This window comes from Burkholderia sp. BCC1998 (assembly GCF_905339875.1).
GTDB lineage: Bacteria > Pseudomonadota > Gammaproteobacteria > Burkholderiales > Burkholderiaceae > Burkholderia.
Genome location: NZ_CAJPHE010000010.1, coordinates 234843 through 255935 on the forward strand (window position 1 = coordinate 234843; position 21093 = coordinate 255935).

The 21093-nt window shown below is 66.7% G+C and carries 19 protein-coding genes; 4 read left to right on the plus strand and 15 right to left on the minus strand.

Annotated elements, in window-relative coordinates:
* Positions 1-196: 196 nt before the first annotated feature.
* The 4 genes from argC to U5A56_RS19615 all read right to left on the minus strand — a co-directional run bounded on the left by argC (position 197) and on the right by U5A56_RS19615 (position 3886).
* Positions 197-1147 (minus strand): N-acetyl-gamma-glutamyl-phosphate reductase, encoded by a 951-nt coding sequence (argC, locus tag U5A56_RS19600; RefSeq protein ID WP_257775963.1) that lies wholly within the window; start codon positions 1145-1147, stop codon positions 197-199.
* A gap of 187 nt (positions 1148-1334) precedes the next feature.
* The gene (locus U5A56_RS19605) at positions 1335-1907 is read right to left on the minus strand and encodes a flavodoxin family protein (RefSeq protein WP_321810723.1); all 573 of its coding nucleotides are present in this window, start codon (positions 1905-1907) and stop codon (positions 1335-1337) included.
* 447 nt (positions 1908-2354) lie between these two features.
* Positions 2355-2960 carry a YbhB/YbcL family Raf kinase inhibitor-like protein gene (locus U5A56_RS19610; RefSeq protein ID WP_321924060.1) on the minus strand — a complete coding sequence of 202 codons (606 nt, stop codon included), beginning with the start codon at positions 2958-2960 and terminating at the stop codon, positions 2355-2357.
* Positions 2961-3199: 239 nt separating this feature from the next.
* A complete protein-coding gene (locus U5A56_RS19615; protein ID WP_006752465.1) occupies positions 3200-3886 on the minus strand; it encodes an orotate phosphoribosyltransferase in 687 nt (228 codons plus the stop codon).
* A 473-nt stretch (positions 3887-4359) separates the two neighbouring features.
* Between U5A56_RS19615 and U5A56_RS19620 the strand changes: the two genes are divergently transcribed.
* Positions 4360-6630 carry an NADP-dependent malic enzyme gene (locus U5A56_RS19620; protein WP_044846327.1) on the plus strand — a complete coding sequence of 757 codons (2271 nt, stop codon included), beginning with the start codon at positions 4360-4362 and terminating at the stop codon, positions 6628-6630.
* Positions 6631-6775: 145 nt separating this feature from the next.
* Here U5A56_RS19620 and U5A56_RS19625 read toward each other — a convergent pair whose 3' ends face one another.
* A complete protein-coding gene (locus tag U5A56_RS19625; RefSeq protein ID WP_321924062.1) occupies positions 6776-10366 on the minus strand; it encodes an indolepyruvate ferredoxin oxidoreductase family protein in 3591 nt (1196 codons plus the stop codon).
* Positions 10367-10683: 317 nt separating this feature from the next.
* Here U5A56_RS19625 and U5A56_RS19630 point away from each other — a divergent pair, with 317 nt between their 5' ends.
* A complete protein-coding gene (locus U5A56_RS19630; protein WP_044846325.1) occupies positions 10684-10878 on the plus strand; it encodes a hypothetical protein in 195 nt (64 codons plus the stop codon).
* A gap of 133 nt (positions 10879-11011) precedes the next feature.
* On the opposite strand, the gene hppD is transcribed toward U5A56_RS19630, so the two are convergent.
* On the minus strand, positions 11012-12109 hold the full coding sequence (hppD, locus tag U5A56_RS19635; RefSeq protein WP_124571406.1) for a 4-hydroxyphenylpyruvate dioxygenase: 1098 nt from the start codon (positions 12107-12109) through the stop codon (positions 11012-11014).
* A gap of 213 nt (positions 12110-12322) precedes the next feature.
* Here hppD and U5A56_RS19640 point away from each other — a divergent pair, with 213 nt between their 5' ends.
* Positions 12323-12847, plus strand: a complete 525-nt coding sequence (locus U5A56_RS19640) for an Lrp/AsnC family transcriptional regulator (protein ID WP_011655746.1) — start codon at positions 12323-12325, stop codon at positions 12845-12847.
* 69 nt (positions 12848-12916) lie between these two features.
* On the opposite strand, the gene U5A56_RS19645 is transcribed toward U5A56_RS19640, so the two are convergent.
* The 8 genes from U5A56_RS19645 to paaA all read right to left on the minus strand — a co-directional run bounded on the left by U5A56_RS19645 (position 12917) and on the right by paaA (position 19262).
* Positions 12917-13564 (minus strand): GNAT family N-acetyltransferase, encoded by a 648-nt coding sequence (locus U5A56_RS19645; protein WP_044846322.1) that lies wholly within the window; start codon positions 13562-13564, stop codon positions 12917-12919.
* Between the two features lie 234 nt (positions 13565-13798).
* Positions 13799-14404: a TetR/AcrR family transcriptional regulator gene (locus tag U5A56_RS19650; protein ID WP_321924065.1), complete on the minus strand. Its 606-nt coding sequence runs from the start codon at positions 14402-14404 to the stop codon at positions 13799-13801.
* Between the two features lie 22 nt (positions 14405-14426).
* Positions 14427-15242 (minus strand): DUF1835 domain-containing protein, encoded by an 816-nt coding sequence (locus U5A56_RS19655; RefSeq protein ID WP_321924067.1) that lies wholly within the window; start codon positions 15240-15242, stop codon positions 14427-14429.
* A gap of 129 nt (positions 15243-15371) precedes the next feature.
* Positions 15372-16508: a 1,2-phenylacetyl-CoA epoxidase subunit PaaE gene (gene paaE / locus U5A56_RS19660; RefSeq protein ID WP_321821693.1), complete on the minus strand. Its 1137-nt coding sequence runs from the start codon at positions 16506-16508 to the stop codon at positions 15372-15374.
* A 31-nt stretch (positions 16509-16539) separates the two neighbouring features.
* Positions 16540-17103 carry a 1,2-phenylacetyl-CoA epoxidase subunit PaaD gene (gene paaD, locus U5A56_RS19665; protein ID WP_321924069.1) on the minus strand — a complete coding sequence of 188 codons (564 nt, stop codon included), beginning with the start codon at positions 17101-17103 and terminating at the stop codon, positions 16540-16542.
* A gap of 25 nt (positions 17104-17128) precedes the next feature.
* Positions 17129-17932 carry a 1,2-phenylacetyl-CoA epoxidase subunit PaaC gene (gene paaC, locus U5A56_RS19670; RefSeq protein ID WP_321924071.1) on the minus strand — a complete coding sequence of 268 codons (804 nt, stop codon included), beginning with the start codon at positions 17930-17932 and terminating at the stop codon, positions 17129-17131.
* A 10-nt stretch (positions 17933-17942) separates the two neighbouring features.
* On the minus strand, positions 17943-18227 hold the full coding sequence (paaB, locus tag U5A56_RS19675) for a 1,2-phenylacetyl-CoA epoxidase subunit PaaB (RefSeq protein ID WP_006752453.1): 285 nt from the start codon (positions 18225-18227) through the stop codon (positions 17943-17945).
* Between the two features lie 36 nt (positions 18228-18263).
* Positions 18264-19262 (minus strand): 1,2-phenylacetyl-CoA epoxidase subunit PaaA, encoded by a 999-nt coding sequence (paaA, locus tag U5A56_RS19680; protein ID WP_044846317.1) that lies wholly within the window; start codon positions 19260-19262, stop codon positions 18264-18266.
* 201 nt (positions 19263-19463) lie between these two features.
* Between paaA and U5A56_RS19685 the strand changes: the two genes are divergently transcribed.
* Complete coding sequence (locus U5A56_RS19685; protein ID WP_321924073.1) at positions 19464-20729, plus strand: SGNH/GDSL hydrolase family protein; 1266 nt, start codon at positions 19464-19466, stop codon at positions 20727-20729.
* 157 nt (positions 20730-20886) lie between these two features.
* On the opposite strand, the gene U5A56_RS19690 is transcribed toward U5A56_RS19685, so the two are convergent.
* A partial coding sequence (locus U5A56_RS19690; protein WP_321924075.1) for a hypothetical protein occupies positions 20887-21093 on the minus strand: 207 nt, incomplete at its 5' end.

The window sequence follows — 21093 nt, forward strand, 5'->3', positions numbered from 1 at the left end:
AGCGTTTAAAGCGGCGATATCCGGTTTATCCCTATTCGGGATTGACTGGAGAAAGGGGTAAATTAATTTGCCGGCAATTACGCAATGGAAAGCTTGTAAATATTTGTAAATGCGTGATCCGGATTTTGATTTATTGCTTGATACGGGCAAATAAAAAGCCGGCCAGCGGCCGGCTTTGCATCGCATGCAAGTTGAATCAGCGCTTGAGGCCTGCATCCTCGGCGGCGCCGATGTTGAGGTTCATGCACTGGATCGCGGCGCCCGATGCGCCCTTGCCCAGGTTGTCGAGGCGCGCGACCGTGACGAAGCGCTCCTCGTTGCCGAACACGAACAGGTCGACGCGGTTCGTGTCGTTGTTCGCCTGCACGTCGAAGAAGCCGCTGTCGAGATTCGCCTCCGCGTTGAACGGCGCGACGCGCACGAACGGCTCGTCCGCGTAGTACTCGGCGAACACGCGCTGCACGTCCTGCGGCGTCGCGCGCTTCGCGAGCTGTTCGGGCGAGAAGTAGGTCGTCACGGCCAGGCCCTTCAGGAACGGCCCGACGATCGGGGTGAAGATCGGCGCGTGTGCGAGGCCCGTGTGCGCGGCCATTTCCGGCAGGTGCTTGTGCGCCAGCGCGAGCGCGTACGGACGCGGGCTCGCGAGCTTGCCGCCCGGCGCCGCGTTTTCGTATTCGGCGATCATCGACTTGCCGCCGCCGCTGTAGCCGGTGATCGAGTAGCTGTGCGCGGCGAAGGTCGGCGCGACGATGCCTGCATCCACGAGCGGACGCATCGCGAGCACGAAGGCCGACGCGTGGCAGCCCGGCACGGCGATGCGCTTCGACGTGCGAATCTTCTCGCGCTGCGCGCGGGTCAGTTCCGGCAGGCCGTATGCCCAGTCGGCGCTCGTGCGGAACGCGGTGCTCGCGTCGATCAGCGTCGTGTTCGGGTTCTCGACCAGCGATGCCGATTCGCGCGATGCGACGTCCGGCAGGCACAGGAACGTGACGTCCGACGCATTGATCAGGCGGCGGCGCTCGTCGACGTCCTTGCGCTTCGCTTCATCGATGCGCAGGATCTCGATGTCGCTGCGCGCCGACAGGTATTCGAAGATCTTGAGGCCGGTCGTACCTTCCTGGCCGTCGACAAAAACTTTGGTGCTCATTTCGCTCTCACTGAATGAAACGGGAGCCGCGGCGCCCTGAAACCGCCATTTTAAGACGTCATCCGGCGGGCCTGCACCGCACGGGGCGAAAAAAAGACGGCCCGCGGGCCGTCTTGTGTCCCTGTCACGCGCCTGCGCCGCGTTGCCGCGTCACCGGCGGCGCGAGCGCTCGCGCGTGCCGTCGCGTTCAGCGGCTGCCGGCCAGCCAGCGGGCGGTCGCTTCGGCGACGCGCCGCCCGAACGCCTTCGCGGTCTCGAGGTCGCCGGGCAGCGGGCCCTCGTCGGGCGTCGCGTCCGCCGGCGACTGCGCGAGCAGGCCCGTGAAGCCGCCGACGTAGTTGATGTCGTTGCGGGTGGCCGCCTTCGAGTTGGCCGGCATCATGCCCGTGCCGACCCACACCATCCCATGTTGCATCGCCAGCGTGACGAAATACTGAATCGTCGAGAACTTGTCGCCGTTCATCGTCGCGGAGTTCGTGAAGCCCGCGGCGATCTTGTCCTTCCATTTCTGCGTGAACCACGGTTTCGACGTGGCATCGGCGAACTGCTTGAACTGCGCGGACGGGCCGCCCATGTAGGTCGGCGCGCCGAAGACGATCGCGTCCGCCGCATCGAGCGCGGCCCAGCCCGCGTCGTCGAGCTCGCCGACGGCGATCAGGCGTGCGGTGGCGCCGGCGTCCTGCGCGCCTGCATGGACGGCGTCGGCCAGTTTCTGCGTGTGACCGTAGCCGCTGTGATAGACGATGACGATGTTCGACATGAAGCGTTCTCCGGAAGGGGACGAAACGGCGGGCACCGCGGCCAGCCGCGTCACGCGCCGCGGTCGGGCGGCGCGACGGATGCGCGGCGGGATGCCGCGACCGGTGCCGCCGAGTCTAGCAAGCCGAAATGACGGGAGAAAAGCGCGCGGGCGGCGCACAGAAATTCGCAGGCGCGGACAATCGCGACCGGCAACCGGCAACCGGCAACCGGCAACCGGCGACCGGCGACCGGCGACCGGCGACCGGCGACCGGCGACCGGCGACCGGCGACCGGCGACCGGCGACCGGCAACCGGCAACCGGCAACCGGCAACCGGCGACCGGCAACCGGCAACCGGCAACCGGAGACCGGCGACCGGAGATCGGCAATCGGCAATCGGCAATCGGCGACGGGCGACGGGCGGTCGGCGATACACGCCACACGCCTCACGGCGGACACGCGAGAGCTTACTGCCCGTAAGTGACCGTGAGCTGTGCGGTGCCGATCGTCAGCGTGCCGATCTCGTGCTCGAACATCGGGGCGGGGCGTCCTTGCCCGATGCGCAGGTCCGTGCCCTTCAGCGCGTAGACGGTGATCACGTAGCGGTGCGGCTTGCCGGGCGGCGGGCACGGGCCGCCGTAGCCGTCGATCCCGAAGTCGTTGCGTGCCTCGCTCGCACCGATGCGACGCAGGAAGCCCGACGCGCTCGCGTCGGCCGGCAGGCTCGTGACGCCCGCCGGGATACCGGCGACGGCCCAGTGCCACCAGCCGTGCCCCGGTGCATCGGGATCGAAGATCGTGATCGCGTAGCCGCGCGTGCCGGGCGGCGGGTTGCGCCACCTGAGCTGCGGCGAACGGTTGTCGCCCTTGCAGTCGCCGCGGTCGAACACGTTCGCGGCGCCGACGCGCCCGCCGGGCGTCAGCTCGTCGCTCGACACGGTGAACGGACCTTCCGCGCGCGCGGGCAGGGTGGTGAACGCAGCGCACGCGGCGGAGGCGCAGAGCAGGACGGCGATGAACGGAGACGAACGACCCGGGGACGCAGGCGAAGTGATCCGGCGATCCACACGCATATGGCGCTTCTCCCGTCACGTGGGCCGGGCCGATGCTCCCGGCATTGTTGGCGTTGTGCGTTGCCCGCGCAGCTGATGGCGACGATGGATCAAGTCTAGCATTAGGGTTCGATGAGCGATGCATGCCGCGGCCCGCGATTCGGGCCGGCCGCGATGCCGATCGACGGACGAAAAAAAACCGCTCGCGACCACGCGAGCGGTTTTTTCAGCCAGGGTGCCGGCGGCCTGCCGGCCCGGCATTATTCCTTCGGGGCCGTCGCGCCGCCGTGCGCGGCCGACCACTCGGCCGGCGCGTGCAGGAACTTCTCGACTTCGTCGAGCGTCTTGGTCTCGAAGTAGCCCGACGCCTTCGCGACGCGCAGCACGTCCCACCAGGTCGCCAGCGCGTGCAGGTCGACGTCGATGTCCTTCAGGACCGACACGCTTTCCTTGAAGATGTTGTAGTGGAACAGCACGAAGCAGTGGTTCACCGTCGCGCCCGCGGTGCGCAGCGCGTTGACGAAGTTGATCTTGCTGCGGCTGTCGGTCGTCAGGTCTTCCACCAGCAGCACGCGCGAGCCTTCTTCCAGATGACCCTCGATCTGCGCGTTGCGGCCGAAGCCCTTCGGTTTCTTGCGCACGTACTGCATCGGCACCATCATGCGGTCCGCGAGCCATGCCGCGAACGGGATGCCGGCCGTCTCGCCGCCCGCCACCGAGTCGATCTGCTCGAAGCCGACGTCGCGCATGATCGTCGTTTCCGCCATTTCCATCAGCGCACGACGCACGCGCGGATACGAGATCAGCTTGCGGCAGTCGATGTAGACGGGGCTTGCCCAGCCGGACGTGAAGATGAACGGTTTTTCGGCGTTGAAGTGCACCGCCTGCACTTCGAGCAGGATTTTGGCGGTCGTATCCGAGATCGACTGACGATCGTAGCCTGTCATGGGCATTCCTTGGGTGATGAGCGAAGAGCGGGCGCGGGCCCGGTGGCGCAGCAAGGGGAACCTGCCCGAGGGGCCGGGGTGCGATCGACGGACCCATCGGGCCAACAATCGCATCGCTGCGCGCGTAGCCCGCTATTTTACCCGATTCAGGCCGGTTTTCGGCGGAATTCGCGCAGGTTCGACGTGCGGCTCGCCACCGGTGAAACAAACGGGGCACGACCAGCCCGATGCTGATGGCGAGGATGCCGCGCTGCACCAACAGGCGGCATTTAGGGGGTGTACACTAGGCGACCCTTAGAAATCGTTCAGTACTTTGTACTTTTCTCTTGCCACCCGCCAAGGTTCGATGGCGTGCCGACCCGGCGCGTCGCGTGCCGTCTCGCAGTCGACCACCCCCTCGATTCAAGCAGACGCGGCCCAAGGTGCTGTGTACTGAACCGTCAAAAATTTCGCATGTCTCTCGCAGGTCAATCATGGACGAACAACTGAAGCAGGCCGCTCTCGCTTATCACCTTAACCCGAAACCCGGCAAGATTTCGGTCACCCCGACCAAGCCGCTGTCGAACCAGCTCGATCTGTCGCTCGCGTATTCGCCGGGCGTCGCCGCGGCGTGCGAGGCGATCCACGCCGATCCGCTCGACGCGCAGAAGTACACGTCGCGCGGCAACCTCGTCGGCGTCATCACGAACGGCACGGCCGTGCTGGGCCTCGGCAACATCGGCCCGCTGGCCGCGAAGCCGGTGATGGAAGGCAAGGGCTGCCTGTTCAAGAAGTTCGCGGGCATCGACGTGTTCGACATCGAACTGTCCGAGTCCGACCCCGACAAGCTCGTCGAGGCGATCGCGATGCTCGAGCCGACCCTCGGCGGCATCAACCTCGAGGACATCAAGGCGCCGGAATGCTTCTACATCGAGCAGAAGCTGCGCGAGCGCATGAAGATCCCCGTCTTCCACGACGACCAGCACGGCACCGCGATCATCGCGTCGGCCGCGATCCTGAACGGCCTGAAGGTCGTCGGCAAGAAGCTGTCCGAAGTGAAGCTCGTGTGTTCCGGCGCGGGCGCGGCAGCGATCGCTTGTCTGGACCTGCTGGTGAACCTGGGTCTCACGAAGTCGAACATCCTCGTCGCCGATTCGAAGGGCGTGATCTACGAAGGGCGCGGCAACCTCGACCCGTCGAAGCAGCGCTATGCGGCGACCACCGACGCGCGCACGCTCGCCGACGCGATCGTCGGCGCGGACGTGTTCCTCGGCTGCTCGAGCGCGGGCGTGCTGAAGCAGGACATGGTCAAGACGATGGGCGAGCGCCCGCTGATCCTGGCGCTCGCGAACCCGGAACCGGAAATCCGCCCGGAAGACGCGAAGGCCGTGCGCCCGGACGCGATCGTCGCGACCGGCCGTTCGGACTACCCGAACCAGGTCAACAACGTGCTGTGCTTCCCGTTCATCTTCCGCGGCGCGCTCGACGTCGGCGCGACGACGATCACGGAAGAAATGAAGCTCGCGTGCGTGCGCGCGATCGCCGAGCTGGCGCAGGAAACCGACCAGAGCGAGGAAGTCGCGAAGGCGTATGAAGGCCACTCGCTCGAGTTCGGGCCGGACTACCTGATTCCGAAGCCGTTCGATCCGCGCCTGATCATCAAGATCGCGCCGGCCGTCGCGCAAGCCGCGATGGATTCGGGCGTCGCCACGCGTCCGATCCAGGACATGGACGCATACCGCGAGCAACTCGGCGCGACCGTCTACCGCACCGGCATGGTGATGCGCCCGGTGTTCGCGACCGCGAAGACGAAGCAGGCGCGCATCGTGTTCGCCGAGGGCGAGGACGAGCGCGTGCTGCGCGCCGCGCAGTTCGTGCTGCAGGAAAAGATCGCGAAGCCGATCATCGTCGGCCGTCCGTCGGTCGTCGAGATGCGCCTCGCGAAGATCGGCTCGAAGCTGAAGGCCGGCGTCGATTTCGAGATCGTGAATCCGGAAGACGATACGCGCTACCACCGCTACTGGCAGGCATACCACGAGATCGGCGCGCGTGACGGCGTCACGCCGGAAGTCGCGAAGGCCGCGCTGCGCAAGTTCAACACGCTGATCGGCGCGATGCTCGTGCACCTGGGCGACGCGGACGGCATGATCTGCGGGATGATCGACACGTACCACACGCACCTCAAGTTCATCGAGCAGGTGCTGGGCCGTGCGCAGGGCGCCGAGCACTACGCGGCGATGAACCTGCTGATGCTGCCGGGCCGCAACCTGTTCCTGTGCGACACGTACGTGAACGAAGTGCCGAGCGCAGAACAGCTCGCCGACATGACGATCCAGGCGGCCGCCGAGATCGAGCGTTTCGGCATCGCGCCGAAGGCCGCGCTGCTGTCGAACTCGAACTTCGGCAGCGCGCCGTCGGCGTCGTCGCGCCGCATGGCCGAGGCCCGCAAGCTGATCAGCGAGCGTGCGCCGAACCTCGAAGTCGACGGCGAAATGCACGGTGACGCGGCGCTGTCGGAAGCAGTCCGCAAGGCAGCGTTCCCGGGCACGACGCTGTCGGGCGAAGCGAACCTGCTGATCATGCCGAACGTCGAAGCGGCGAACATCGCGTACAACCTGCTGAAGATGGTCGGCGGCGAAGGCGTGACGGTCGGCCCGTTCCTGCTCGGCGCCGCGAAGCCGGTCCACATCCTGACGCCGGCCGCGACCGTGCGCCGGATCATCAACATGACGGCAGTGGCCGCCGCGAACGCGAACACGAAGTAAGTTCGCGCCCGCGTGTGCCGCGCGTCATGCGCGGCGCAATGAAAAACGCCACGGAACCTGCGTTCCGTGGCGTTTTTTTATGCACTGCCGTGGGCGGGGCTACGCGGCGGCGGGCGTCCCGACGGGGAACACCCGCCGCGCGCCGTCACGCGACCTGCTGATGCGACTGGCCGCCCGTCGGCGAACGCCACTTCGCGAGCAGCGTGTCCCACTTCTGGCGTACCGCGCGCAGGTTGTTCTCCTTCACGTGGCCGTAGCCGCGAATGCCGTCCGGCAGCGCCGCGAGCTCGAGCGCGAGCGGGCGGTTGGCCGCGTTCAGCTTGCCCAGCACTTCGCCGATCAGCGCTTCGTACTCGCTGATCAGCGCGCGCTCGGTGCGGCGCTCCGCGGTGCGGCCGAACGGGTCGAGCCCCGTGCCGCGCAGGAACTTCGCCTTCGCGAGCAGCCGGAACGCCGACAGCATCCACGGGCCGTACGCCTTCTTCACGAGATGGCCGTGTGCGTCCGTTTTCGCGAACAGCGGCGGCGCGAGGTGGAACTTCAGTTTCCAGTCGCCTTCGAACTGCGACGACAGGCGCGCGAGGAACGCGGGATCGGACTGCAGCCGCGCGACCTCGTACTCGTCCTTGTACGCCATCAGCTTGAACAGGTTGCGCGCGACCGCTTCGGTCAACGGCTCCTGCACGGCGTCGCCGTCCGCCAGCGCGCGTTCGGCCGCCCGCACCGTGTCGACGAAGGCCGCATAGCGCGATGCGTACGCGGCATCCTGGTACGCGGTGAGGAACTCCACGCGCTTCGCGATCAGTGCGTCGACCGCCTTCTTCGTGTGCAGCGCGATCACCGTGGCGCCCTGCGCGTGGCGTGCATCGCCGGCCGCGGCCTGCTTCACGCTCGCGAGGTCGTGCGCGGCGCGGCGGCCCCAGTCGAACGCCGCGCGGTTCTTCTCGACCGACACCGCGTTCAGCTCGATCGCGCGTTCGAGCGACGCGAGCGTGAGCGGCAGCCAGCCCTTCTGCCACGCGTAGCCGAGCACGAACGGGTTCGTATAGATCGCGTCGCCGAGCAGCGCGACCGCGAAGCGGTTCGCGTCGATGAAGTCGACGGCTTCACCGGCTGCCGCGCGGATGTCGTTCTCCGCGGACAGGCCAGGGAACGCCCAGTTCGGGTTCTTGATGAACTCGGCGGTCGGCGTCTGCGCGCTATTGACGACCACGCGCGTCGCGTCGTGCCGCATCCGCGACGTGCATTCGTCGCCGGCCGTGACGATCGCGTCGCAGCCGATCACGAGGTCGGCTTCGCCCATCGCGATCCGCGTCGCGTGGATGTCGGTCGGCGCGTGCGAGATCTGCACGTGGCTCATCACGGCGCCGCCCTTCTGCGCGAGGCCGGTCACGTCGAGCACGGTCACGCCCTTGTTCTCCAGGTGCGCGGCCATCCCGAGCAGCGCGCCGATCGTGACCACGCCCGTGCCGCCGACGCCCGTGACGAGCACGCCGTACGCACGGTCGATCGCCGGCAGCGTCGGCTCCGGAATCGGCGGCAGCGCGCCGCCGTCGACCGACACGGCCTTCGGCTTCTTCAGCTGGCCGCCTTCGACCGTGACGAAGCTCGGGCAGAAGCCCTTCACGCACGAGAAGTCCTTGTTGCAGCTCGACTGGTTGATCTGGCGCTTCGTGCCGAATTCCGTTTCGAGCGGCTCGACCGACAGGCAATTCGACTTCACCGAGCAGTCGCCGCAGCCTTCGCACACCGCGTCGTTGATCACGACGCGCTTCGCCGGATCCGGATACGTGCCGCGCTTGCGGCGGCGGCGCTTCTCGGTCGCGCAGGTCTGGTCGTAGATCAGGATCGTCGTGCCTTCGATCTCGCGCAGCTCGCGCTGCACGTCGTCGAGCTGGTCGCGGTGATGAATCGTCACGCCCGGTGCGAGCAGGGCCTTCTGGCTGTCGTACTTCTCCGGCTCGTCGGTGACGATCACGATCTTCTTCGCGCCTTCGGACGCGAGCTGGTGCGTGATCTGCGGCACCGTCAGCACGCCGTCGACCGGCTGGCCGCCCGTCATCGCCACGGCATCGTTGTAGAGGATCTTGTAGGTGATGTTCGCCTTCGACGAGATTGCGGCGCGCACCGCCAGCAGACCCGAGTGGAAATAGGTGCCGTCGCCGAGGTTCGCGAACACGTGCTTCTCGTCGGTGAACGGCGCCTGGCCGATCCACGGCACGCCTTCGCCGCCCATCTGGCTGAAGGTGCTCGTGCTGCGGTCCATCCACACCGTCATGTAGTGGCAGCCGATCCCGGCGATCGCGCGCGAGCCCTCCGGCACGTTGGTCGACGTGTTGTGCGGGCAGCCCGAGCAGAACCACGGCTTGCGCTCGGTCTGCACGTGCGGCTTCGCGAGCGCCATTTCCTTCGCGTTGATCACCGCGAGCCGCGCGGCGATGCGCGCGCGCACGTCGGACGGCAGCTCGAACTTCTCGAGGCGCGTCGCGATCGCCTTCGCGATGATCGCGGGCGACAGTTCGTAGTGCGCGGGCAGCAGCCAGTTGCCCATCGGCACCGACCATTCGCCGCCGGCGCCGTCCTTCTCGTCGAACTTGCCGAACACGCGCGGGCGCTGCGCATCGGGCCAGTTGTACAGCTCTTCCTTGATCGCGTATTCGAGGATCTGGCGCTTTTCCTCGACGACGAGGATTTCGTCGAGGCCGCGCGCGAACGCCTGCGCGCCCTGCGCTTCGAGCGGCCACACGCAGCCGACCTTGTACAGGCGGATGCCGATCCGCGCACAGGTTTCGTCGTCGAGGCCGAGGTCGGTCAGCGCCTGGCGCACGTCGAGGTACGCCTTGCCGCCCGTCATGATCCCGAAGCGCGCATTCGGCGAGTCGATCTCGATCCGGTCGAGCTTGTTCGCGCGCACATAGGCGAGCGCCGCGTACCACTTGTAGTCGAGCAGCCGTGCTTCCTGCACGAGCGGCGGGTCCGGCCAGCGGATGTTCAGGCCGCCTTCCGGCAGGATGAAGTCGGTCGGCAGCACGATCTCGGTGCGATGCGGGTCGATGTCGACCGACGCCGACGATTCGACCACGTCCGTCACGCACTTCAGCGCGACCCACAGGCCCGAGTAGCGGCTCATCGCCCAGCCGTGCAGGCCGAAGTCGAGATATTCCTGCACGTTGGACGGGAACAGCACCGGCAGCCCGCAGGCCTTGAAGATGTGTTCGGACTGGTGCGCGAGCGTCGACGATTTCGCCGCGTGGTCGTCGCCGGCGAGCACGAGCACGCCGCCGTGCTTCGACGAGCCGGCCGAGTTCGCGTGCTTGAAGACGTCGCCGGTGCGGTCGACACCCGGGCCCTTGCCGTACCACATGCCGAACACGCCGTCGTGCTTCGCGCCGGGGTACAGGTTGACCTGCTGCGAGCCCCACACGGCGGTGGCGGCGAGATCTTCGTTGAGGCCGGGCTGAAAGACGATCTGGTGGGCCGCCAGGTGCTGCTTGGCCTTCCAGAGCGACAGATCGAGGCCGCCGAGCGGCGAGCCGCGGTAGCCGGAAATGAAGCCGGCCGTATTGAGGCCGGCGGCGCGGTCGCGTTCCTGCTGCAGCATCGGCAGGCGCACGAGCGCCTGGATGCCGCTCATGTACGCGCGGCCGCGTTCGAGCGTGTATTTGTCGTCAAGCGTGACGGACTTCAGCGCAGCTTCGAGCGATGCGCGTTGGCCTGCGTCTAGCGGGGCATTCATTAACAGTCTCCTCCACCCAGTTTGGGATCACCAAAGCTTCGATTGCGTCGACGTCTTGTGAACGTGTCGGCAGTGGCCGGCATATTGGCCGGTTTTAGCTGATGGTAGCACTGGTATAAACCCGCCGACCACCGGCCGGCGTGCCGCGGCACGCCGACGAAATGGCGCGACGATGCGTTACATCATGTAAAGGCATGTAAAGCCGCGCCCATCATCGTACAAATGCCGTTAATCTTGTCGGCCTGCCGGAGGTGCCCGGTCGCGTCGGCTCGTTTCGACGCAACCGGGGAGGCGCCGGCAGTTTTACAGGAGGTGCAATGAACACACGTCATATCCAGAGTTTCCTGATCGTGTCCGCCGCGTTCTTCGCGATGACCGGCCCGGTGCACGCGCGCGGCGCGAGCGCACTGGCGGCAGCCGGCGCGCAGATGCGTCAGATCGCGCCGGCGCAGGATGCCGACGCACAGCCGGCGGCCGCGCGTGCGGTCGTGTCGAAGGCGAACGTGCGTTGATCCGTTCGCGCGGCCGCCGGGCCGCGCCGGAACGACGAAAGGGCGGGAATCGCAGGATTCCCGCCCTTTTTCATTGTGCCGCCGATGTTCGCGCGGACGCCCGGGCCAGCCAGGCGCCGCGCGGCCTTCTGCGTCAGGCCTTGTCCTGGACCACGCCGCGGCGGATCTGGTCGAGCTCGATCGATTCGAATAGCGCCTTGAAGTTGCCTTCGCCGAAGCCCTGGTTGCCCTTGCGCTGGATGATCTCGAAGAAGATCGGGCCGATCTGGTTCTCGGTGAAGATCTGCAGCAGCAGGTCGTCGCGGGCGCCGTCGATCAGGATCTTGCGCTTCTTCAGCTCGTCCAGCGATTCGCCGTGGTTCGGCACGCGGCGGTCGACCAGCTCGTAATACGTGTCGATCGTGTCGAGCAGCTTCACTTCCTTGCCGCGCAGGCCGTCGACCGCGCCGTAGATGTCGTTCGTGCCGAGCGCGATGTGCTGGATGCCTTCGCCGTGATAGGCGTCGAGGTATTCCTGGATCTGGCCGGCCGTGTCCGAGCCTTCCTCGTTGATCGGAATCCGGATCTTGCCGCACGGCGACGTCATCGCCTTCGACTTCACGCCCGTCACCTTGCCTTCGATGTCGAAATAGCGCACTTCGCGGAAGTTGAACAGCCGCTCGTAGAATTCCGCCCATTCCTGCATGCGGCCGCGATGCACGTTGTGCGTCAGGTGGTCGATGTAGGTGAGGCCGTGGCCGACCGGGTTCGGGTTCGCGCCGGCGATCGGTTCGAAGTCGACGTCATAGATGCTGATGTCGCCGATTGCGCCCGGTTGCGCGCCGTTCTTGCCGCGCCAGCGGTCGACGAAATAGATCAGCGAATCGCCGATGCCCTTGATCGCCGGGATGTTCAGCTCCATCGGGCCCGTCTTGTTGTCGAAGCCCCATGCGCCGAGTTCGAGCGCGTGCTGGTAAGCCTTCGCGGCGTCCTGCACGCGAAACGCGATCGCGCAGATCGACGGGCCGTGCAGGCGCGCAAAGCGCTGCGCGAACGAATCGGGCTCGGCGTTGATGATGAAGTTGATGTCGCCCTGGCGGTAGACCGTCACGTCCTTGTGACGATGGCGGGCGATCGCGGTGAAACCCATCCGCTCGAACAGTTGTCCGAGCGCTTTCGGATCCGGCGCGGTGTATTCGATGAATTCGAAGCCGTCGGTGCCGACGGGGTTGTCCCAGTTGGGGATCTGCATGTCGTGTCTCCTGTGCGGGGCGATCGGCCGGCGCGACGTGCGCGTGTGCGGCCCGGTTCGATGTCGAACGCGGCGCACGTGTCGGCGTGCGCAACGAATCGGTACGTGCGACAAAGTGTAGCGGGCGGGCGCGAGCGAAAACTTGCGAACTTAATCGTCCGTGCCTACGATGGCGCAATTTCCAGTCTGGAAATAATCAACGGAGGGCAGAAAATGGCGCAAGCCGAATTGGATGCCATCGACCGGCGGATTCTGGCGATTCTTCAGGAGAACGGCCGCCTGTCGAACCAGGAGATCGCCGAGCGCGTGAACCTGTCGCCGAGCCCGTGCCTGCGGCGGATCCGGCGGCTCGAGGAGATCGGCGTGATCACCGGCTACGTCGCGCTGCTCGATCCGCAGAAGCTCGGGCTCGACCTGCTGGCATACGTGAGCGTGCGGCTCGAGAAGCGTGGTGGTCTGGCGCCGGTCCGTGCCGACGAGACGTCGGCGCGCGCGGGCGCGACCCACGCGGAACTGTTTCGCGCGGCCGTGCAGACCTGGCCGGAAGTGGTCGCGTGTCATGCGATGACGGGCGACATGGATTACCTGCTTCGCGTGCAGGTCGAGGACATGGCGCACTTCTCCCGCTTCGTGCAGGAGCACTTGCTGCACCATCCGTCGGTGATCGACGTGAAGACGAGCTTCTCGCTCGAGTGCTTCAAGGAGACGACGGCGTTGCCGATCCGCTCGGTGCGCTAGTGCGCGGCGGGGGAAGGCGAGAAGGAAGGGAAGGCCGGGCGCCCCGCAGGGCAGCCCGGTCGGCCGATGTTATGCCGTCAGCGCGGCGGGCATCAGCGATTCGATGAACTTCGACGTGCGGTGCGCCTGGCGCTTGAGCGCGTAGTCGAACACCGCGGCCTGTTCCTGCAGCATCTCGGCGAGGATCGTCGCGTGGTCGGCCGGCGGCAGCGACAGGTACGCATCGGCTTCGCCGTACGCGTACTCGATTCGCATCCCGGATTTCTTCGCGATGTGCATCATCGTCGCATTGCGCGACAGGCAATGCATGTACAGCATCGTCACGCGGGTGTTGCGGCTGCGGATCGCCGCGCGCTCGAACAGCTTCGAGCCGACGCCGCGGCCGCGGGCGCTTTCGAGCACCGACACGCCGAATTCGGCCGTGCGCTTGTCGCCTTCCGCGGGCAGGTACGCCAGGTGGCCGACGCCGATCAGTTCGAGCCCATGGTCGAACACGCCGAACACCGTGTCGCGACCGAAGTCGATCGTACGGACATAGTTCTCGATCACGTGATCGGGCACCATCTGGCCGAAGCGCAGCAGGCGGTCCTCTTCGTTGAGCGAGAGAAAGTGGGTGAGCATTCGCTCACGGTCTTTGGAAGCCAGTTCCCTGACGAGAACCGGCGCAGTACCGGCGTGGCCGACAGCATCGGCACGGCGGTCGAGTTGCGTGTTCATCGTGGGTTCCTCAGTCTGTAGCCGCACAAGCAGCTTGTGCAATGCAACAGCATTTTACCCGAGCGGGTTGGGGAAAACCCGTATTTGACGTTATTTGTGCCGAGGGCGAATTCTAAATCCGCTTAGTTCATTTGCTATCTATTTGATTTATAAATGATTTAAAATTCATCACATGAAATGCGCGGCGGCCTGTCGCAGTGTACCCGCCGCGCAACGCATGCTGCTGCGCGGCAATCACGCGTCGGACGACAGCCCGTGCTCCATCAGGTCGATCACCTGCTCGGCGAAGTCGCGGTAGCCGAGGCGGCCCCCCGGCTTGAGCCATGTGAACGTCCAGTTGATCATCCCGAACACCATCATCGTGACCGACGTCTGGTTTTCCTTCGAGATCCGGTCCGGATAGGCGCGCGCGAGCTGGCGCGCGAATGCCGCGACGATGTCGCGCTGGCGGTCGAGCACGATTTCGCGCTGGGCGTCCTCGAGATACTTCACGTCGTTGAGCAGCGCGACATGGCGGCTGTGCGACGTCTCGTACTCGGCGAGGAACGCGCGCACCAGCTCGGCGAACGCGTCTCGTTCGCTGAGGCCGCGCCGCTGGCTCGCACCTTCGACCTCGGCGATGATCAGCATCAACCGCTTCGTGTAACGGTCGAGCAGGTCGAACAGGATCGCTTCCTTGCTCTCGTAATAGTGATAGAGACGTGCCTTCGACGTGCCGCTCGCGGTCGCGAGATCGGACATCGACGTGCTCGGGTAGCTCGTCTGCGCGAATTTCTCGGCGGCGAGATCGAGGATCTGCTCGCGCTGGGATTCGTGGTCGGGCGCTCGGGTACGGGCCATGGTCGAATGCGAAAGAGTAGCGTTAGCGAGGCGCGGCGGGCGCGCGCACCTGCGTGGAAGAAAGGGCGGCCGGCGCGTCGTCCTGCAGCTCGAGCCGGCCGGCTGCCGCGAGTTCGCGGCAGCGCCACCAGGCGATCGAGTCGCTGACGAACAGCCCGCCGCGGTCGGCGCCGGCCATGATGCCGCCGACGACGCGTCGCGCGGGCAGCCAGCCGGTTTCCGCGTGCGCGACGATCAGCGCGTCGAGATCCGCGTATTGGCCGCTCTTGATGGTATTGCTGACCCAGTAGCGCAACTCGGCATTCAGGTGCTTCGCCTCCTGCCATTCGAGTGCGAGGCGGCCGATGCGCAGCACCGAGATCGGTGCGGCCACCGGCCGTTTGCGCGCAAGCGCCGCCGGCGAGAACATCCCGGTCGAACAGGCCTGGTCGGTGCGGGTCAGCGCCGCGCGCTGCGGCGCGTCGAGGTCCGCGGCCGACAGCCGCACCTCGTTCAAGCGCTGCGGCACGTTGCGCAGGTGATAGGCGACGCGGCGCAGCAGCAGCTTGTCGCCGACGCTCGGCGCGTGCCACACGACCACCTGGCCCGTCTCGGTCGCGAGCTGGTCGAGGCGGTCGAATTCGCCTTCGATTTCCGCGTTCCAGTCGGGAATCGCGTCGCCGAGCACGCGCTGCCAGAAGGCGGCGCGCGTGTCGGGCGTCTCGTCGGCGCCCTTCAGCGGACCGACCGCGAGATCGTCGAGCAATCCGACGACGCGCTCGTCGCGTCCGGCTTGCGCGAGGGCCTCGCGCAGCGACGCGGCGGCGGTGCCGCCCTGAATCACGTGAATGGTACTCATCGGTCTGTCGTCAACAAAAGAAAACCGCCGGCCGGGCGGACGTGAAGACGTCCAGCCGGCCGGCGGCCCCTAGTGTAAGCGAGATGTGTGACGACGAGAAACCGGCGCGGCGCGCCGGCGCGACGCCGCTCAACGCTCGTCGAAGCTCACGACGACCTTGTCGCTGATCGGGTGGCATTGGCACGTGAGCACGAAGCCGTCCTTCACTTCGTGTTCCTCGAGCGTGTAGTTCTTCTCCATCCGGACCTCGCCTTCGACCACCTTCGCCCGGCACGTGCAGCACACGCCGCCCTTGCACGCGTACGGCAGCGCGAGGCCCGCGCGCAGGCCGACGTCGAGCAGGCTCACGCCTTCGTACGGCAGGCGCAGCTTGCGTTTCTTGCCGTCGAGCACGATTTCGAGGTCGGCAGCCGGCGTCTGGTCGGTGATCTCGACGACGGGCGCGCCCGCCTGCGGCAGCGGCGTGCCGAAGCGTTCGACGTGCACTTTCGCCTGCGGCACGCCGGCTGCCTTCAGCGCGGCTTCGGCCGCGTCCATCATCGGCGCCGGGCCGCAGATGAACGCTTCGTCGATTGCGTCGGCCGGCGTCAGCGTCGCGAGGAATTCCGCGCATTTCGCCTGGTCGAGCACACCGTTGAACAGCTCGACGTCCTGCAGGTCGTCCGACAGCACGTGATACAGGACGAAGCGGCTCATGTAGCGGTTCTTCAGGTCCTCGAGTTCCTCCGCGAACATGATCGCGTCGACGCTGCGGTTGCCGTAGATCAGCGTGAACGTGCTGCGCGGTTCGAGTTCGAGCGTCGTCTTCACGATCGCGAGCACCGGCGTGATGCCCGACCCGCCGGAGAACGCGACGTACTGCTTGCCGTGGTCCGCGTTCAGATGCGTGAAGAAGCGGCCGTCCGGTGTCATCACGTCGATGGTATGACCCGGCTGCAGCGTGTCGAACGCGAAATTCGAGAAACGGCCGCCGCGCACGCGCTTGATGCCGATGCGCAGTTCGCCGTCGCGGTCGTAGTCGGTCGTGCCGACGCAGATCGAGTACGACCGGCGCGTTTCCTCGCCGTCGATGTGGGTCTTCAGCGTGACGAACTGGCCCTGCGTGAAGCGGTACGCGTCGCGCAGCTCGGGCGGCACGTCGAAGGAGACGGTAACGGCGTCGGCGGTCTCGGGCCGCACGTCGCGGATACGTAGCGCGTGAAATTGCGGGGTTGACGACCCCCGCCGGGCCGCCCCAACGGGGGCGTCGGCCCCCTCGGGGGGCAGCGAATGAAGAGAGCGTGGGGGCTGTTTCATTTCAGTAAGGTTTGAAGTAGTCGAAGGGTTCGCGGCAGTCGACGCAGCGATACAGCGCCTTGCAGGCCGTGGACGCGAATTGCGCGAGGCGCTCGGTGTTGGCTGACCCGCAGCGCGGGCACACGGGCGCCGCGACGGGGCGCGGCACGAAACGCACGACGTTTTCCCGCGGCGCGGCGCTGCCGCACTGGCCGACGGGCGGCGCGATGCCGTACGCGCGCAGCTTGTCGCGCGCTTCCTGCGTGATCCAGTCGGTCGTCCACGCGGGGGCGAGCACCGTCTCGATCCGGTGCGGCGGCAGGTCGGCGGCCTGCATTGCCGCGGCGATGTCCTCGGCGATCTGCGACATCGCCGGGCAGCCGGAGTAGGTCGGCGTGATCACGACTTCGAGCTGGCCGTCGTCCGCGCGACGGACGTCGCGCAGGATGCCGAGCTCGCGGATCGACACGACTGGAATCTCGGGATCGGGCACGGCTTCGAGCACGTCCCACGCGCGCGCGAGCAATGGATCGTTGCTGTGCGCGGCGGGTGTCGGGTCGGCGGGGGCGGCGGTCTGGACGGACATCGTCGGGCTCCGTGGGGGCGGCGGGTTACCAGGTCGCGCCGGGGTGCTGGCGCGCGAGGCTCTGCATTTCCGCGAGCAGGTAGCCCATGTGCTCCGAGTGCTCGCCCTGCTTGCCGGTGCTCACGTGCTGCACGGGCGCCGGCAGGGTGAGCGTCGCTTCCGCGAGCGCTTCGTCCACGTCCGCGCGCCATGCGGCTTCGAGCGCGGCCGGGGCCGGGCCGATGCCCGACGCGCAGACCGCCTCGTCGATCGCGTCGGCCGCGAAGCATTCGCGCGTGTATGGAATCAGGTAGTCGAGCGCGGCCTGCGCGCGGCGATGCGATTCGTCGGTGCCGTCGCCGAGGCGCACCAGCCATTCGCGTGCGTGCTGCACGTGATAGCGGGTCTCCTTCACCGATTTCGCGGCGATCGCGGCCAGTTGCGCGTCCGTCGACGTTTCGAGCGCGCTCCACACGTGCAGCATCAGCGTCGCGTAGAGGAAGTTGCGCACGATCGTCACCGCGTAGTCCTTGTCGGCGTGCGCGGTGCCGGCGATCGGGCCGTAGTGCGGCAGCTCGGCGAGCGTGAAGTTCGCGAACTCGCGTTCGGTGCGGAAGTACGCGTAATCGTCTTCCGTCTTCGTCGCGCCGTTCAGCTGGCGCTCGAGTTCGGCTGCGCGCGTATACAGCATGCGGGCCTGGCCGATGAGGTCGAGGCTCATGTTGGTGAGCGCGATGTCTTCCTCGAGGATCGGGCCGTGGCCGCACCACTCGGCGTTGCGCTGACCGAGGATCAGCGCGTTGTCCGCGAGGCGCAGCACGTAGGAGAGGTGTTCGGGCGTGATCGTCATGGCGCGGGCGTTACATGTGGTTGACTTCGTCGGGCAGCGTGTAGAACGTCGGGTGACGGTAGATCTTGTCGCCCGCCGGTTCGAACAGCTCGGCCTTCTCGGCCGGATCCGACGCGGTGATCGCCGACGACGGCACCACCCAGATGCTCACGCCTTCCTGGCGGCGCGTGTAGACGTCGCGCGCCATGCGCAGCGCCATCGACGCGTCGGCCGCGTGCAGGCTGCCGCAATGCTTGTGGTCGAGGCCTTGCTTGCTGCGCACGAACACTTCCCAGATCGGCCATTCCTTGTTCATCACTCTCTCCTGAATCCTGTATTCGATGGTTGCCGCTCAGGCGGCGTGCTGTTCGGCGCGGGCGCGGCGCTTCGCCTCGTGCGCGAGCGCGGCTTCGCGCACCCATGCGCCGTCGTCGTGCGCTTTCACGCGGGTCGCGAGGCGTTCCTTGTTGCACGGGCCGTCGCCGTTGACGACGCGCCAGAATTCGTCCCAGTCGATCGCGCCGTAGTCGTGGTGGCCGCGTGCCTCGTTCCATTTCAGGTCGGGGTCGGGCAGCGTCACGCCGAGCACCTTCGCCTGGTCGACCGTCGCGTCGACGAACTTCTGCCGCAGGTCGTCGTTCGTGATCCGCTTGATGCCCCATTTCGCGGACTGGTTGCTGTGGACCGAATCGGCGTCGCTCGGGCCGAACATCATCAGCACCGGCCACCACCAGCGGTTCACCGCCTGCTGGACCATCGCACGCTGCGCGTCGGTGCCCTTCATCATCGACAGCAGCGCATCGAAGCCCTGACGCTGGTGGAACGACTCTTCCTTGCAGACGCGGATCATCGCGCGCGCGTACGGGCCATACGTGCAGCGGCACAGCGGGATCTGGTTCATGATCGCGGCGCCGTCGACGAGCCAGCCGATCACGCCGACGTCGGCCCAGGTCGGCGTCGGGTAGTTGAAGATGCTCGAGTATTTCGCCTTGCCGGCGTGCAGCGCGTCGATCAGCGAGTCGCGCGAGACGCCGAGCGTTTCCGCCGCGCTATATAGATAGAGGCCGTGACCGGCTTCGTCCTGGACCTTCGCGAGCAGGATCGCCTTGCGCTTCAGGCTCGGCGCGCGCGAGATCCAGTTGCCTTCCGGCAGCATGCCGACGACTTCCGAGTGCGCGTGCTGCGAAATCTGGCGCACCAGCGTCTTGCGATAGGCGTCGGGCATCCAGTCCTGCGGTTCGATCTTGCCGTCCGCGGCCATGACCGCGTCGAACCGCGCCTGCTCGGGCGACTCGGCTGCGGCGTCGAGCGATGCGACGTTGCCGGGGATGTCGAGGGATTGCGTGTACATGGCGGAGGATCTCGTCCGGTTGAATGTGTGCGAAGTATAAACCAACCGACCGGTCGGTTAATAAATTTCTCGCGGATTTGCGGGGAGATTCGGGTAAACGAGGGGCGTCGGGGCGCGATCGCCAGGGCAGGAAGACGGTCCGGCGCGTGAGACGGGCGGCTTCTGCGGCACAATGCCCGCTTTCCGATAAGGATTTCGCCGATGTCATTTCGAAGCAGTTTCGTCGCGACCGTGCTGGGCGCGTCCGTGTTCCTGTCGCCGCTTGCCGCCTCGGCCGCACCGGCCGGGTGGGTCGCCGCGTGGGCGACCGCATTGCAGCCGATTCCCGACCTGGCTGCGCCGCCGCCGCTCTATCGCGCGCCCGACGTGGGCGGACGTACGGTCCGTCAGATCGTCTACCCGACGGTATCGGGGCATGCCGCGCGGATTCGCGTGAGCAATGCGTACGGTCGCGCGCCGCTGGTGATCGAGGGCGCCGGTCTTGCGCGCGCGGGTGACGGCGCGGCGCTTGCCGACGGGGCGAGTGCTGCCGTGCGCTTCGGTGGCAAGGCGTCGGTGACGCTCGCGCCGGGCCAGGAACTCGAAAGCGACGCGGTGGCGATCGACGTGATGGCCGGGCAGGCGTATGCGATCAGTCTGCGGATGGGCGCGAACCAGCGGATGACCGTGTGGCACCGCGTGTCGAACCAGCTCAATTTCGTGTCGGCGCCGGGTGATCACGTGAACGATCCGGGCGCCGGTGCATTCCGTGCGCGCTTTACCCAGTATGCGTGGGTGACCGAGCTGGCTGTCGAGGCCGGGGCCGCGCGGGCGAGCGTCGCGGCGATCGGGGACTCGATCACCGACGGGCTGCGCTCGAGCCTGAACCGCAACCGTCGCTGGCCCGACGCGCTGGCGCGCCGGCTGTCCGCGGCAGGTTCGGATTCGCTTGGCGTCGTGAATCTCGGGATCAGCGGCAATCGTCTGCTGAGCGATTCGGCGTGCTACGGCACGTCCCTGGCGTCGCGGTTCGAGCGCGATGCGCTGTCGCGCTCGGGGGTAAAGGCGGCGATCGTGCTGATCGGTATCAACGACATCAACTTTGCTGCGATGCCGCCGCGCGCGGGGCTCGATTGCGACAACCCGCATACGCAGGTCACGGCGTCGTCGTTGATCGACGGCTATCGCCGGTTGATCGAGGCTGCACACCGCCAGGGGGTGAAGATCTTCGGTGCGACGCTCACGCCCGCGGCGTTGCCGGCCGGGCGCGAGGCGATCCGGCTTGAGGTGAACCGGTGGATCCGAAGCGGCGGCGGGTTCGATGGCGTGGTCGACTTCGACGCGGTACTGCGCGATCCGGCGCGCCCGAGTGTGCTGCAGCGCCGCTACGACAGCGGCGACGGCATTCACCCGAGCGACGCCGGTTACACGGCGATGGCCGACGCGGTGCCGGTGGAGCGGCTGCAGGCCGTGGTTGGCGGCAAGTAAACTCGCCATAATATAGAACGACAGATTGCCGGCCGCTTCAAGGTCGCCGGAGGCACGTAGTTCATCGAACCCCAAGCCCCCGTGCGCGGCAGCGCACGGGGGCTTTTCAAAATATTTTCACAAAGGGGGTTGCGCAGACGAGGGCAGGTGCTTAGAATCACGCCTCTTTCGCGCTAACGGAAACGCGGCGCGGGAGAAGATGGGAAGCGGTGCTGTCGGGCGGGTCGTAGCGGCCTCGGCGGTGCAGGAAGTTGAGCCCCAGTCGTCGCAACGAAGCAGTTAAAAAGTTGTTGACGAACTGAAAAAGACGGTTCATAATCTCGCTTCTCTGCTGCTGAAAACGCAGCGCTGCTGAGAAACGCGA